This window comes from Providencia sp. 6390 (genome assembly GCF_058148425.1).
This window is the reverse complement of record NZ_JBYVYL010000001.1, coordinates 364,440-377,857: the sequence shown is the minus strand read 5'-3', so window position 1 is coordinate 377,857 and position 13,418 is coordinate 364,440. Positions and strand designations below refer to the sequence as shown.

At 41.5% G+C, this 13,418-nt stretch carries 11 protein-coding genes; 2 read left to right on the top strand and 9 right to left on the bottom strand.

The annotated features are described in order from the left end of the window. Positions 1-11 precede the first annotated feature (11 nt). From menH to AC3Z9T_RS01795, 3 genes are all read right to left on the bottom strand, one after another. Positions 12-776: a 2-succinyl-6-hydroxy-2,4-cyclohexadiene-1-carboxylate synthase gene (gene menH / locus AC3Z9T_RS01805; protein ID WP_490124494.1), complete on the bottom strand. Its 765-nt coding sequence runs from the start codon at positions 774-776 to the stop codon at positions 12-14. Then, positions 776-2,449: a 2-succinyl-5-enolpyruvyl-6-hydroxy-3-cyclohexene-1-carboxylic-acid synthase gene (gene menD, locus AC3Z9T_RS01800; RefSeq protein ID WP_490124493.1), complete on the bottom strand. Its 1,674-nt coding sequence runs from the start codon at positions 2,447-2,449 to the stop codon at positions 776-778. The genes menH and menD overlap by 1 nt, the downstream gene beginning before the upstream one ends. A 133-nt stretch (positions 2,450-2,582) precedes the next feature. After that, complete coding sequence (locus tag AC3Z9T_RS01795) at positions 2,583-3,902, bottom strand: isochorismate synthase (RefSeq protein WP_490124492.1); 1,320 nt, start codon at positions 3,900-3,902, stop codon at positions 2,583-2,585. A gap of 962 nt (positions 3,903-4,864) precedes the next feature. Between AC3Z9T_RS01795 and AC3Z9T_RS01790 the strand changes: the two genes are divergently transcribed. Then, complete coding sequence (locus AC3Z9T_RS01790) at positions 4,865-6,067, top strand: alpha-xenorhabdolysin family binary toxin subunit A (protein ID WP_490124491.1); 1,203 nt, start codon at positions 4,865-4,867, stop codon at positions 6,065-6,067. A gap of 13 nt (positions 6,068-6,080) precedes the next feature. After that, complete coding sequence (locus AC3Z9T_RS01785) at positions 6,081-7,088, top strand: alpha-xenorhabdolysin family binary toxin subunit B (protein WP_490124490.1); 1,008 nt, start codon at positions 6,081-6,083, stop codon at positions 7,086-7,088. Positions 7,089-7,143: 55 nt separating this feature from the next. On the opposite strand, the gene nuoN is transcribed toward AC3Z9T_RS01785, so the two are convergent. Genes nuoN through nuoI form a run of 6 tightly spaced genes read right to left on the bottom strand, consistent with a single transcriptional unit; the run spans position 7,144 to position 13,409 of the window. Beyond that, positions 7,144-8,607, bottom strand: a complete 1,464-nt coding sequence (gene nuoN, locus AC3Z9T_RS01780; protein ID WP_490124489.1) for an NADH-quinone oxidoreductase subunit NuoN — start codon at positions 8,605-8,607, stop codon at positions 7,144-7,146. 6 nt (positions 8,608-8,613) lie between these two features. Beyond that, positions 8,614-10,134 carry an NADH-quinone oxidoreductase subunit M gene (gene nuoM, locus AC3Z9T_RS01775; RefSeq protein WP_490124488.1) on the bottom strand — a complete coding sequence of 507 codons (1,521 nt, stop codon included), beginning with the start codon at positions 10,132-10,134 and terminating at the stop codon, positions 8,614-8,616. A 19-nt stretch (positions 10,135-10,153) separates the two neighbouring features. After that, positions 10,154-12,010, bottom strand: a complete 1,857-nt coding sequence (gene nuoL / locus AC3Z9T_RS01770; protein ID WP_490124487.1) for an NADH-quinone oxidoreductase subunit L — start codon at positions 12,008-12,010, stop codon at positions 10,154-10,156. Then, entirely contained in the window at positions 12,007-12,309 is a 303-nt protein-coding gene (gene nuoK, locus AC3Z9T_RS01765; RefSeq protein WP_004921109.1) for an NADH-quinone oxidoreductase subunit NuoK, read from the bottom strand. The genes nuoL and nuoK overlap by 4 nt, the downstream gene beginning before the upstream one ends. After that, on the bottom strand, positions 12,309-12,854 hold the full coding sequence (nuoJ, locus tag AC3Z9T_RS01760; RefSeq protein WP_490124486.1) for an NADH-quinone oxidoreductase subunit J: 546 nt from the start codon (positions 12,852-12,854) through the stop codon (positions 12,309-12,311). Before nuoJ ends, nuoK begins: the two co-directional genes overlap by 1 nt. 12 nt (positions 12,855-12,866) lie before the next feature. Beyond that, positions 12,867-13,409 carry an NADH-quinone oxidoreductase subunit NuoI gene (gene nuoI / locus AC3Z9T_RS01755; RefSeq protein WP_070929236.1) on the bottom strand — a complete coding sequence of 181 codons (543 nt, stop codon included), beginning with the start codon at positions 13,407-13,409 and terminating at the stop codon, positions 12,867-12,869. Between the last annotated feature and the right edge of the window lie 9 nt (positions 13,410-13,418).

Here is a 13,418-nt window from a genome sequence, read left to right as displayed (position 1 = left end):
ATCAAGTTCCTTTAACCACAAAGTGATAAAAAATGGTGAAGCGCAGCTGCATAGTCATGCGGATTTTCACGATGAGCATTATGCCCTGCATTGTTAATTAGCGTAATCGGCAAAGAATATTGTTGCGAAACGCTTCGAAATTTTTGATCTCGTTCGCCACAAAAATAGCGAAATGGCATCGTTAGCTGAGAAAGTTTATCAACCAAAAAAGGTTGTTTCGCTAACGAGGTATTTTCTAAAATATTCGCGACCGTTTGGGGATTGTTTTGCCGCCGTAGCGATATTAATTGTTGGCGTTCATCAGCTGTTAAATGGGCGAAAACGGCTTGTTGATACCAATCATTTAATACGGTTTCAATGGGTTCAAAACGAAAACGTTGTGCCCATTGATAATCGTTCTGCTCTCTGAGCGTTCGCTGAGTCGGATCATTTAGCCCGACATTACCGCCCTCAACAATCAAACCACATAGCCCATTGGGCTGTTGGTAGCACGCATAATGCATCGCCAAACGTGCGCCCAATGAATAACCGATGAGGTAGTATTGCGAAATACCATGATGTTCTATCAATTGAGTTAACTGCTGATCAAAATCAGTAAAACCGTGACAATCTATAGATTGAGATGCTCCGTGCCCAGGTAGGTCTACACGTAGGGATGGGTAATTTGGGCACAACTCAACGATAGGCAGCCATTCATCGGCACTACCTAATAGCCCATGTAGCCATATTAGCCATGGCCCAGACAATTGTTGGTTATCACGATAGGCCGTTAACATCAAAGGTTGCCTACCTCATCAAGTAACTGCTTGAGTGTACGTGCTCCTTCATCGCTATCGACAACTAATTCAATCATTAAAGTGCCTTGTTGGTTATGCCAGAACTGCTCAATAAGACCTTGTAATGATAGCCAATCTTTAGGCGCTGCATATTGTAAGCCGAACATCAATGCAGCATGCTGAAAACTAACGTTTTGCGGCATGCAATAATAATCTTGTCGTGCTTTTTCAGGTGTAGGCAACATAGAAAAAATCTGACCGCCATTATTATTCACGACTATCAATATTGTCGGTGCGGAAGGCTCTCTCAGTAGAGCTAAACTATTGAGGTCATAAAGTGCAGAAAGATCACCAACAATACCCAATGTCGGTTTTGCGGTTGCCCGTTGCACACCAGCCATTGTTGAAATCAGCCCATCGATACCACTCGCGCCTCGATTACTAAAAACAGGGTATCCGGCAGGCAGTTGAGCTAATGCATCAATCAGTCTAACAATAAGGCTATTACCAACAAATAGCTGCCCTTTTGGTGACAACAATTGTGGTAATTGATGAGCAATAGCAGCTTCAGAAAATTGATTATGTAACTGTGCGACTACATGCTGTTGAACTCGTGCGCTCAGAGCTAATAAATCTTCACACCAAGTACCTCTTGGTTGTGCAGGATGTTCTTCGAGCCAACCTTTAATAGAACATGTTAATTTACGCCCATAATGATTTGCTGGGTCAAGTCGCCCTTGGATTGTGTCAATGATCCAATATTCTTGTGGATGGCATTGAGCCTGCCATTGAAGCAATCGCTTACCCGTAAGACTTGAACCAAATTGTACCACCAGTTCCGCTTGCTTCAACCACTCTTGAGCTTGAGGATGAGCCAACCAGAGATCAGCGCATGCATATGGTTGCCCTGTTTGCGAAAGAACATCACCAATTAATGGCCAGCCTAGCATGTTAGCCCATTCAGCAACGCGTTGGCCGTCCTGCTCATTCATTCTACCTGCCAGTACAACGCCCTTTTTTTGACGCCAAAAGTACCAATCAGAAATATGAGCAACCGTATTGGTTAATGGCTCACTTAGCCAAGGTAAATTTGAATACCACCAATCACCTAGCTGTTGTTGCCACTCATAGGCACCGTCAGTTGCACCATAGAGTGGCTCTGCAAATGGGCAATTAATATGAAAAGCGCCTTGATGTAACTGATTCATACCATTATCAATAGCACTGACTAACCATTTAGCAGAAATGTCTGCTGTAGGTCTTGGTAACATCAAACTTTGCGTAGGATGTGAGGCGAAGATATTAGTCTGGCGAATAGCTTGATTTGCGCCACAATCAATTAACTCAGGCGGTCTATCAGCAGTTAGAAAAACCACCTTTTCGCCAGTTAAACCGGCTTCTATCAATGATGGGTATAAGTTAGCTACCGCGGTGCCAGACGTTACGATCACCCCAACCGGTGCTAAACTCGCTTTCGCCAAACCTAATGCAAGGTGCCCTAGCCCTCTCTCATCGAAGTGAGTGTGACAATGTAATTTGCTATTATTTGCAGCCGCTAGAGTCAAAGGAGTCGAACGCGAACCTGGTGCAATACAAATATGTTTCATGCCATGGCGGGTAAGCGCTTCGATAATAATCTCAGCCCAACGCATATTAAAAACAGAATTCGACATAATGAGCTCAATAAGTTATTTATTATCAGTAAGTGTAATGCGCTTAACAAAAATTTCTTGATCTTAGAACAATTTTTGGTGAACTAATTGAAACTAAAAGAAAATAACCACTCTTTGAGTAAGGGCATTACGCCTATTCAAGCAGTGATTTCAAACCAGCGGCCTTATTTTCAATTTCAATCCACTCTTGTTCGGGATCGGAGTCACTGACAATACCTGCACCAGAAAATAGCGATAACTTCTGATTTTCAATCTGAGCGCAACGTAGTGAAACCGCAAATTCACTTTTATTTAGGCTCACGAAACCACCAGTACCTGCATACCAATGTCTAGAGAAAGGCTCATGTTCAGTTAAAAACTGGCGCGCAATTGCTCGAGGTAAGCCACAAACGGCCGCTGTAGGCTGTAATCGTTGGAGACATTCACTATCTGATGATGAGACCAGTGTTGCCGCAATAGAACGGTATAGATGTTGGATTTTACGTAAGCGAATGATTTTCGCTGGAGAAACATCGATTCCTGTCACAATCCCTTGCAATTGTTGGCAAATATCATCAACCACAACTAAGTTCTCATGCTGATTTTTGCTATCTTCCATCAACCATTTTGCATTTTGTGCAGCTATATTGTCATCAATATCATTGGCGACAGTGCCGGCTAACGCTTCAGAATTTAATTGAGTTCCTTGGCGCAAATACAGGCGCTCAGGTGTCGATGATAAAAAACCTGATTGTTTATCAAAAGCCATCATAAAGTGATAGCATTGGTGATTGACTTGCTGACTAGCCAATAAAAACTCAGCGACAGATATGGGTTTTGACAACGTGAGTTTAGTCTCTCTCGCCATCACTACTTTTTCCATCGCGCCAGACTTCATTCGGGCAATTGCATCAGTCAATAATTCACACCATTGGTTTTTTTCTGGTGAATGTTCATGGTGAATAATATGTACATCTAATGGAACAGATGGTGATGTAACGGGTTGCAGCTGCTTTAAAAATTCTATCGCCGTTAAACGATCATGCTCCCCTAAAATATTAATGTAGATAACCACTGATGAACGTTGACGAAAAATTTCTAAGCGAGGTAAAAAATAATAAGCTGCATTTTGTTTATCAGCCTGCGGGATACCATCACCAAAAGCATTCCAACCATTTAACCCCCATAAACGCATATCAGGGTAGTTAGAATTCTCAGACAAAAAATCTTCAGCTTCATCTATATCACTAAATTCACATACTGTACCAATTGCACTGCATTCCTCAGTACCAGTGCGTTGGTACCAATAAAATTGTGGGTAGCATGGTTGTTCAGATAGCCATCCAAGTCCTGGGAAGGTAAATTGCCCTTCGAGTTGCCAATGCAAACGAGTCAATCCTTGATCGTTCAATACTAATGTAGACAACCGTTGAAGAATTCCAGTTATTAAATTATCTATTTTTTTATATGCCACTTTAGATCCCTACTGCCACACCCACAAAGACTGTAGGTAATTATATAGTGCAATATAATTTATTAACACATTGATTATTCCTGACAATAGGTGTTACTGATAAAAAAATCAAACTCGCTTTAACAATTGCTCTCCATTTTATCAACAACATGCAATGTATCTACTTGTATCTTATGGTTAAATTTTAAATTTAATATCTATTTGATTTATATCAAATTACAAAGCTAACTAGCCGTTATGTACAGAAAGAAATATCAAAATATTAATGATCCATAATGCTCACATCATAATGTGAACATGCATTACTGACCTTAAATCAAATGAATTAAGCTCTATCAATCGCCTCACTCACTATATAAATTTCTAATTAATGATTAATTTCAATACAAACAAATCACTGCAATCTTTTTAATTATTTTATGTCAATATACTCTAAATAATTCGAAGTGCAGCTAGGCGGCAAGTGAAGGTAGGCAGAGAGCATAGATAAACACTGTGACTCAGTGAGCGTAGAGTAGTCACTTATACCTCAACAAAAAGTGCTGCAACTTGAAGTATGACGAGTATATATCCTATGAATACATGAACCAATGTAGCCTGCTCATTTTTATTTAGAATTAAAAATATCACTGACTACATTATAAAATTGACAATACTCTATTGATTGATTGGAACTAAAACCAATAATGAATAAATTAATACGTTAATTTCTAATATATATTCTCATATTTTGGTATCTGTTGTTCTATGATGATTGAAGTAGCTTAGTCACTACTCACTGGGTGTCAGAAAACTTAAACTAGCATATTAATTCGTATATCATGGGCAGTCGTGTCTTGTGCACTTTAATTTAAAACTATCTTTTTCAAACAATTGCACTAGCACATTCCAATATAACAGAAATTAATTAGTCCACCTGCATCTATTATATTAACCTAATAATAAATTGGAAATGAATCATTATGATTGATACAAGCTATGATAAAATAATTGAAAAAGAAAATATAGGAAATGTAACTCTTGCACTATTAACTAACCAAGATCCACTTTCTGCACGTGCACCAGGTATTTTTACTCAGTCTGACCTTATTAATATTCACAAATATATCAATTTCGCACTGACATTACCCATTTCTTCTGCTGATATACTGTCATGGTTTAAAATTAGTGATTCAGTAAATTTACCGTTTGAAATCACCAGTCTCACGAAGACCATTCAATTAATTAATAGTCATGCAAAAACTTGGGATAATGTTGAACAGCAAGTCAAGCAACAGTCAGTTAACTTAACATTAACCAGTCGAAATATTGTTCAAACGGGTAATCAAATAATAGACTATATTAATCACATGCCTATTGTTCAACAAATAGCAAGTAGTTTGGATGAACTCTCGGCAGACGAACTCAGTAATATTAAATATCAAAATGATGATCAGCAAATCGCCACTGAGTTACTCAGCATTTTAGGTTTTATAAAAGATGATATTAAAGTTCAGGCTGATAAAACATCACAAATAAAAAACATCATCTCTGATTTCCGAGTAAATATTATTGGTGGAAATTTAACGAATAATAAAGAAGTAGAATCTTTACTATTTAAAGTTAAATCAATTTATATGCAATTAGATTCAACGGATGATACTCATACAGAGTCCCATCTACTCGAAAAAATCGCAGCACTAAAACAGGAAGTGATGCTCCTCGAAAAGGAATACAAACATTTTGTCAAATTAAGTTTTACAGGACTTGCTGGTGGTGTCATAGGTTTGATCATCACTGGAGGGATATTCGGTAGCCAGGCAGAAAAAATCCGCCATAGAAAAAATGGGTTAATAAATCAAATAAGTGAATTGAATGAACAAATCAATCGTGATCGATTTATGAAAAAAATTATCCTCGATATTCAAATCAATCTACAAACTATTGAAAGCCATTTCAAAGATGCTCGCTTAGCTATCGACCATTTAGATTACATGTGGCTGGTGATATTAACAGAGATTAAACAATCGATGGAGACATTTGCTCGCATTAATAATGCTGAGAACCTTCTCAAATTTATTGCTCGCTTTAAAAAAATCATCACTGCATGGGCATCAGTTCAAATATATGCAGAACAATTAGTTGAATTATTTGATGTCCAATCCACCAAATTTTCTCAAGTTTAATGAAGGTAATAATATGTATACTATTGCAACGACTCCAGCATTACCTAGAATTGAAATTTATCAAGTTAGAATGTTGACTAATAAAATTAAAAACTATAATCAAAACATTATTAACTATGACCCTATTATTTTTAATCAAATAAAAAAAATATCCAATCAATCTAGCCACCTAAATGAATTAGTGAGAAACTCACTACCCATTATGAAATTAAAAACACGCTACATCATTAACAGTACCATGTATGATAACTTTGCATACAATGAAGCAAGCCAATATCAAAAAAACCTCAATGAACTTGAAAAAACAGAGTTTATTGATGACCTTGTTGACCTTAAAGGTGAAATCATTAAGCTAAAAACACCTCTTCGTACAACAATTGATTTCCTATCTGTATTGGAAATCGATGAAATAAACCAAATAAAATATAATTATTACACTCAGAAAAAAGCACGCCTTTTAATATCCATTGATAGTAATAACAAAAAAATAGAAGAATTTAATCGTGATGTGAATATTATTATAAAAGCTGAAGAAGTCATATTAAACTATCGACTGTCCGATCTGTTTGATAAATTTTTCCCTGAAATTTCTTTAATTGAATCTATGGATATCCCTCCTTCAAAGAAAGACCTGATCAAAGCTGCGATCGATTGTGCTAAGCGTCTTTTAGTGATCATTGATAATGGTCTAGATTTTATGAAGCTAGTTGATGTTCGGTTATATTTGACTGACCAGCTATTTATTTTAAGGGAACAAGCGAGAGAATATAACGAACGTAATAATAAATTAGATTATTTACTTACATTAGCCAGTGAAGTCACCAAAATAGAAAAAAACAAAAACAGTATCACTAAAGATTTCCAACAACTCCAAGACTATTTACAGCAATGGATTGACTATATAAGTCATTGTTTAAACGAAGAAACAATGGATATTCATAGTATGATAAAATCATGCAATACCTTTATGGATTTTATCCTTGAGACAGAATATCAGTATCAACGCCAACTCGCCGATTAAAAAAAAGCGGCTACCAAAAGTAGCCGCTCGTTTTATCGATAATTAACTGTACTAATTAAAGACTAATTACTGCCAGTGCACTTGAAGCGATATTGATCAGCGGTTGTGGCCATACCCCCATCAGGATAACCACGATAGCGCAAATCACTGCAACAACGGTACCAAAAGTGGCTTTCGCAGGGCCAGTATAGCGATCAGCATGTTCTGCATCACGGCTATACAAGCTCGCCATAAAGCGTAGGTAGTAGAACAGACCAATCGCACTACCCACAACCACAGCACCTGTTAACCACCACAATTCCGCATTCACCGCAGAGATGATCACATAGAATTTACCAATAAATCCTAATGTAATCGGTACCCCCGCTAAAGAAAGCATCATTACTGTTAGCACAGTTGCCAACACAGGTTTGTGCCAGAACAGGCCGCGGAATGCACTCAAATCGTCTTGGTCATCACCGCGGTATGGGCTAGACACGATACTAATCACACCAAATGCACCTAAACTTGCAAATAAGTAACCCGCTAAGTAAATAGCTACTGTAACTTGTGATGCAATTGGATCTACACGTAATGCAACTAATGCGACAAGCAAGTATCCCATATGCGAAATGGATGAGTAACCCAGCAGACGTTTTGCACTTTTCTGGGTGATAGCCAACAGGTTACCAAACAGAATCGAAGCAATCGCAATCACACTCACCACAATGGCTAAGGTATTGCTTTGTGCCGCTGGCGCTTCCATAAAGATACGCATCAATACAGCAAAGATACCAATCTTACTACCTGTTGCTAAGAATGCAGCGACAGGAGCTGGTGCGCCTTGGTAAACGTCTGGTGTCCATAATTGGAATGGGAACAGAGACAGCTTGAAACCAAACCCGACGATCAGCATACCCAGACCCACTAATACGAGTGGAGCATGGATTTGGCTATCAGTGAGGCTCTGACCCACCGCAGAGAAGCTCAGGCTACCTGATTCTGCATACAGTAAAGCAATACCAAACAACAAGAAAGATGAAGCAGCGGCAGACAGTACCATGTACTTGATACCTGCTTCCAGTGAACGTTTACGCTCAAATGTGTAAGCCACTAAGCCGAACAATGGTAACGAAATCAATTCGATACCAATGAACATTGATGCCATGTGGTTAGACATTGAAAGTAAAACCCCACCTGCTACAGCAATTGTCAGCAGCAAATGAAATTCGTCTCTGTTGTCGTTGAAGCCTTCCAACCAATGGAAGGCGAAGATGCTCGTTGCCATACCCGCAATTAAGACTAATGCAGTGTAGAACATTGCATAGCCATCAACACGAATAAGCTGAGTGACTTCCATTGGCAAACTATCAGCAATAAAGAACAGTGATAGCAGCGCAACTGCGAAGCCAAATACTGTCAATGTGGCACTTGTTAGATGATCGCGTCGCCACGCAATGGACAGCATCACAACCACCGCGGTCAATCCGACGATCAACAGCGGGAGTATTGCGATCAATTGTTGAGGTGTTATTGTCATGGCGAATTACGGCCTTAATGTTGTAAGTGAAGCAGTGTACAGGTTATGTAATGTTTCCATTGCACCCGCTGAAGTATCCAACAGTGGTTGCGGGAAGAAACCGATGATAACCAGTAATACAGCCAGAGCCAGCAGCACACCAAACTCGCGTGCAGTTAACCCTTTCATTTCGCTGTCGGACTTTGGTGTACCATAGTAAGTCTGTTGCATCATCCACAATGAATAGACTGACGCAAACACGACACCAAAGACCATAATGCAAGTCACTAAGGTGAACTGGCTGAATGTTCCAAACAGGATCATGAATTCACCGATAAAGTTACCTGTTCCTGGCATACCTAATGTTGCTGCTGCGAAGAACAGTGACAGACCCGGTAACCATTTAATCCGTTTCCACAAACCACCCATCATACGCATATCACGAGTTTGGGTACGTTCATATAGCTGACCACTGATAATAATCAAGGCCGCACCGGACAGGCCGTTAGTGATCATTTGGATCACTGCACCTTGGTACGCAAGCACTGAACTTGCATAGATAGCGACGGTCACAAAACCCATGTGCGACAAGCTGCTGTAGGCTGCTAAACGTTTGATATCGGTTTGTTTGAATGCTAACCATGCACCGTAGAAGATACTGATCACACCAAGTGTCATCGCAATTGGTGTGAACTGGATAGACGCTTCGGGGAACAGAGGCAAAGTGAAACGCAGCAAACCATAGGCAGCTGTTTTCAACATAATACCTGAAATATCAACAGAACCTGCCGTCGGTGATTGCTCTTGAGTATCAGCCATCCAACCATGGAACGGAACTAACGGCATTTTTACTGCAAAGGCAATAAAGAAGCCTAACATTAGCATAAAGCCAACAGTGCTAGACATCTGAGTGCCAAGCAACTCATTGTAGTTAAATGTCCACACGCTAGTTTCGCCGAAGTGGACTAACGCTAATCCCACAATCGAGACTAACATAATCAAGCCACTAGCTTGTGTGTAGATAAAGAACTTAGTTGCCGCATTAATGTGTTGTCTGTTCTCTGCCCCTTTGTGCCCCCAGTTAGCAATCAGGAAGTACATTGGGATCAGCATCATTTCCCAGAAGAAAAAGAATAAAAACAGGTCAACTGCCGTAAAGATCCCCATCACACCTGCAATAATCCACAACAGGTTAAAGTGATAGGCACCTTGGTTAGCTTGGTTTTCGCTCCATGAACTGAGAACTGAGAAAGCTCCCATAATCGCGGTCAATACCACCATCAGTAGCGATAAACCATCAATAGCAAGATGGAAATTAATACCCAGCGATGGGATCCACGGCATAAAGAATACTGCTTGCCATTGTGGAATACCCTGTGGATTTGCCAGAGAGTAATCCCCCTGCAACCACAGCTGGATTGATAATATTAATGTTATTCCCATTGAAGCCAGCGCAACCCAACGTGGTGCGCGATGGCTGAACCGGTCAGCCTGCCAGCTTAGCAGGCCACCGATGAAGGGAATGAGTATTAGCCAAGGTAATAGCATGGCGCAATGTGTCCCTTAATTAAACCAAAAGCAGCAGAGCAAGAATCAGCACTGCACCCAGCCCCAATGAGGCAACATACCAACGGACTTGACCGTTCTCACTCACTGCTAACCCTTTGTTTGCCCAACGAGACAAACAAGCAGGTAAATTCATCAGAGAGTTAATAGGATCGCTTTCCAGCAGCCACGCTACACCTTTGAACGGTTTCACAAAGACAACATCATACAGCCAATCGAAGCCCCACGCGTGATACCACCACGTAGAGAAGAAACGGCCCGGTGCGCTTTTGGCGATGCCTGTCGCGATAGAACGTCTGAACAGATAAATGAATGCCACAATCAACAGTCCGATAACCGCAAGGCTACCTGAAAGAATTTCCAACTGTAACTTGCCAGCTTCATGCTCTAGCGAATTAACAGGGAAAACACCTTCTAACGGCTGGTGGATTTGTGCACCAATAAATGTTGCTAAAATAGCTAAAATGCCCAGTGGTACGGAGTGAGTAAAACCTTTGACCTTGTGCGCTTTGATTTTCGCTTCGCCGTGGAATGCGATGAAAATCATACGGAAGGTATACATTGCGGTCAGCAGTGCACCGATGAGACCAGCCCATAACAGGACGGTTTGCCCATCAACTTCTGCACCCCATAAAATCGCATCTTTACTGTAGAAACCTGCGGTGAACAGAGGCAATGCAGCCAATGCGCTTCCGCCGATCAACATCACAGCGTAGACGTAAGGGATTTGCTTACGCAACCCACCCATTTTGAAAATATTTTGTTCGTGGTGGCATGCAATGATCACTGAACCTGCTGACAGGAACAACAACGCTTTAAAGAAGGCGTGTGTCATCAGGTGGAAAATTGCCGCATCCCACGCTTGCACACCGAGAGCCAAGAACATATAACCAATTTGGCTCATAGTTGAGTAAGCAAGTACACGTTTGATATCAGTTTGTACCAGTGCAGCACAACCCGCAAATAACAGAGTCACACCACCGACGATACCCACCAGATGGAGAATTTCAGGTGCCATCAAGAACAACGCATGAGTACGTGCAACAAGGTAAACACCTGCGGTAACCATGGTTGCTGCGTGGATCAATGCAGAAACTGGTGTTGGGCCCGCCATCGCATCTGCCAACCATGTCTGTAGTGGTAACTGTGCAGATTTACCGACTGCACCACCTAAGATCATTAAGGTTGCCCATGTGATTGCTGTGCCGCCTTCTGCCATTTTTTGTGGTGCCAGAACAGCCATTTCGCTGAAATTCAATGTACCCAGTTCATTCCACAGAATAAACATGCCGATAGCTAAGAAGACATCACCAATACGGGTTACAAAGAAGGCTTTCATCGCCGCTTTGCCGTTATCTGGATTAGTGTAGTAGAAACCAATCAACAGGTAACTGCACAGCCCTACCCCTTCCCAACCTAGATACATCAGCATCATGTTATCAGCAAGGACTAAAACCACCATGCTCGCGATAAACAGGTTAGTGTAGGTAAAGAAACGTGAATAGCCTTCTTCGCCACGCATATACCAAGACGCATAAACGTGGATCAGGAAGCCAACCCCAGTCACAACACCTAACATTGTCAGTGAGAGGCCATCAAGGCGAATACTAAATGGGATATTGAAATCACCCACTGACATCCAAGTCCAAAGCAGATCGGTATACGGAGGATACGCACCATTTGCAAGTACAGGTTGATCTAAAAACTCAATACCTGCATACAGTGCAACCACCGCTGCAAGGCCGACTACCCCAGCACCGATAATAGCTGAAACATTTTCTGACCAGCGACCGCGGGAAAATGCGAGTAGCACAGACCCCAGTAGTGGAAGCAGAATTGTTAAATAGAGTAAGTTCATCCGCGCATCTCACTGACTTTATCAATATTCAGGTTCTGACGATGACGATGGAGTTGTAGTAACAACGCCAATCCAATACTCGCCTCCGCTGCAGCCAGCGCAATGGCCAAAATGTACATAATTTGGCCGTCTGGTTGCCCCCAGAAACTCCCTGCGACAACAAATGCTAACGCAGTTGAGTTAATCATGATTTCCAGTCCGATCAGCATGAACAGCAAGTTACGACGAATAACAAGACAACTCAGTCCCATTACAAACAAGATCGCCGCTAAAATCAGACCATGTTGAAGAGGTATCATTATTGTTCCTCCGCATTTGCGTTGGCGTTGCTAACAATGTCAGCACCGTTTTCGTGGCGGTCACGACCGACGTGGAAGGCAACCACCAGACCAGCAAGCAGCAGCAGTGATGCTAATTCAACGGCAAGGACATAAGGTCCAAACAGGCTGATAGCCACTTCTTTCGCACTGATCACTGTGCCAGCAATACCCTCTTGGTATGACAAGCTCATGATGCCATAAACCAGTAGCGCTAACAGAACCAGAGACAAAATTGCTGGCCCGATCCAGTTTTTTGGCGCTAGCCACTCGCGCTCTTGCTCTTGTACTGAGCGCCCGAGGTTGAGCATCATCACGACGAAAACAAACAACACCATGATGGCACCTGCGTACACAATGATTTCTAATGCACCCGCAAAATACGCGCCGAGTGAAAAGAACACCATGGACAGTGCCAGCAGAGAAACAACCAGATACAACAACGCATGTACTGGGTTAGTATTGGTTATCACCCTCAAAGTTGCTAATACAGCAACCAGACCGGCGATATAAAATGTAAATTCCATGAATATCGCTCCTTATGGCAACAGGTCTTTGACGTTAATTGGTTTCGCTTCGTTATCCGCTTCACCTTTGTCTTTACCTGCAATCGCCATACCCGATTTACGGTAAAAGTTATAATCAGGATATTTACCCGGACCTGAAATTAATAAGTCATCTTTCTCGTAAACAAGATCCTGACGACGCCATTCACCCATTTCAAAGTCAGGCGTTAATTGGATAGCCGTTGTCGGGCAAGCCTCTTCACACAGACCGCAGAAAATGCAGCGCGAGAAGTTAACGCGGAAAAATTCAGGATACCAACGCCCATCTTCATGCTCTGCTTTTTGCAGTGAGATACAACCCACTGGGCAAGCAACAGCACACAAGTTACAGGCAACGCAACGCTCTTCGCCATCCGGATCACGAGTTAGCACAATCCGGCCACGGTAACGGGGTGGCAGGTACACAGGCTCTTCAGGGTACATTTGCGTTTCACGTTTTTGGAACGCATGTAACCCAACTAACCAAATACTGCGTACTTGAGTGCCGAAACCGACCAATAAATCTTTCAATGTCATGGTTCAATC

What these genes read in the sequence shown, in the direction of transcription:
- menH (WP_490124494.1), bottom strand. Translation starts at nt 776, where the DNA reads ATGTTAACGGCCTATCGTGATAACCAACAATTGTCTGGGCCATGGCTA.
- menD (WP_490124493.1), bottom strand. Translation starts at nt 2,449, where the DNA reads ATGTCGAATTCTGTTTTTAATATGCGTTGGGCTGAGATTATTATCGAA.
- AC3Z9T_RS01790 (WP_490124491.1), top strand. Translation starts at nt 4,865, where the DNA reads ATGATTGATACAAGCTATGATAAAATAATTGAAAAAGAAAATATAGGA.
- AC3Z9T_RS01785 (WP_490124490.1), top strand. Translation starts at nt 6,081, where the DNA reads ATGTATACTATTGCAACGACTCCAGCATTACCTAGAATTGAAATTTAT.
- nuoN (WP_490124489.1), bottom strand. Translation starts at nt 8,607, where the DNA reads ATGACAATAACACCTCAACAATTGATCGCAATACTCCCGCTGTTGATC.
- nuoM (WP_490124488.1), bottom strand. Translation starts at nt 10,134, where the DNA reads ATGCTATTACCTTGGCTAATACTCATTCCCTTCATCGGTGGCCTGCTA.
- nuoL (WP_490124487.1), bottom strand. Translation starts at nt 12,010, where the DNA reads ATGAACTTACTCTATTTAACAATTCTGCTTCCACTACTGGGGTCTGTG.
- nuoK (WP_004921109.1), bottom strand. Translation starts at nt 12,309, where the DNA reads ATGATACCTCTTCAACATGGTCTGATTTTAGCGGCGATCTTGTTTGTA.
- nuoJ (WP_490124486.1), bottom strand. Translation starts at nt 12,854, where the DNA reads ATGGAATTTACATTTTATATCGCCGGTCTGGTTGCTGTATTAGCAACT.
- nuoI (WP_070929236.1), bottom strand. Translation starts at nt 13,409, where the DNA reads ATGACATTGAAAGATTTATTGGTCGGTTTCGGCACTCAAGTACGCAGT.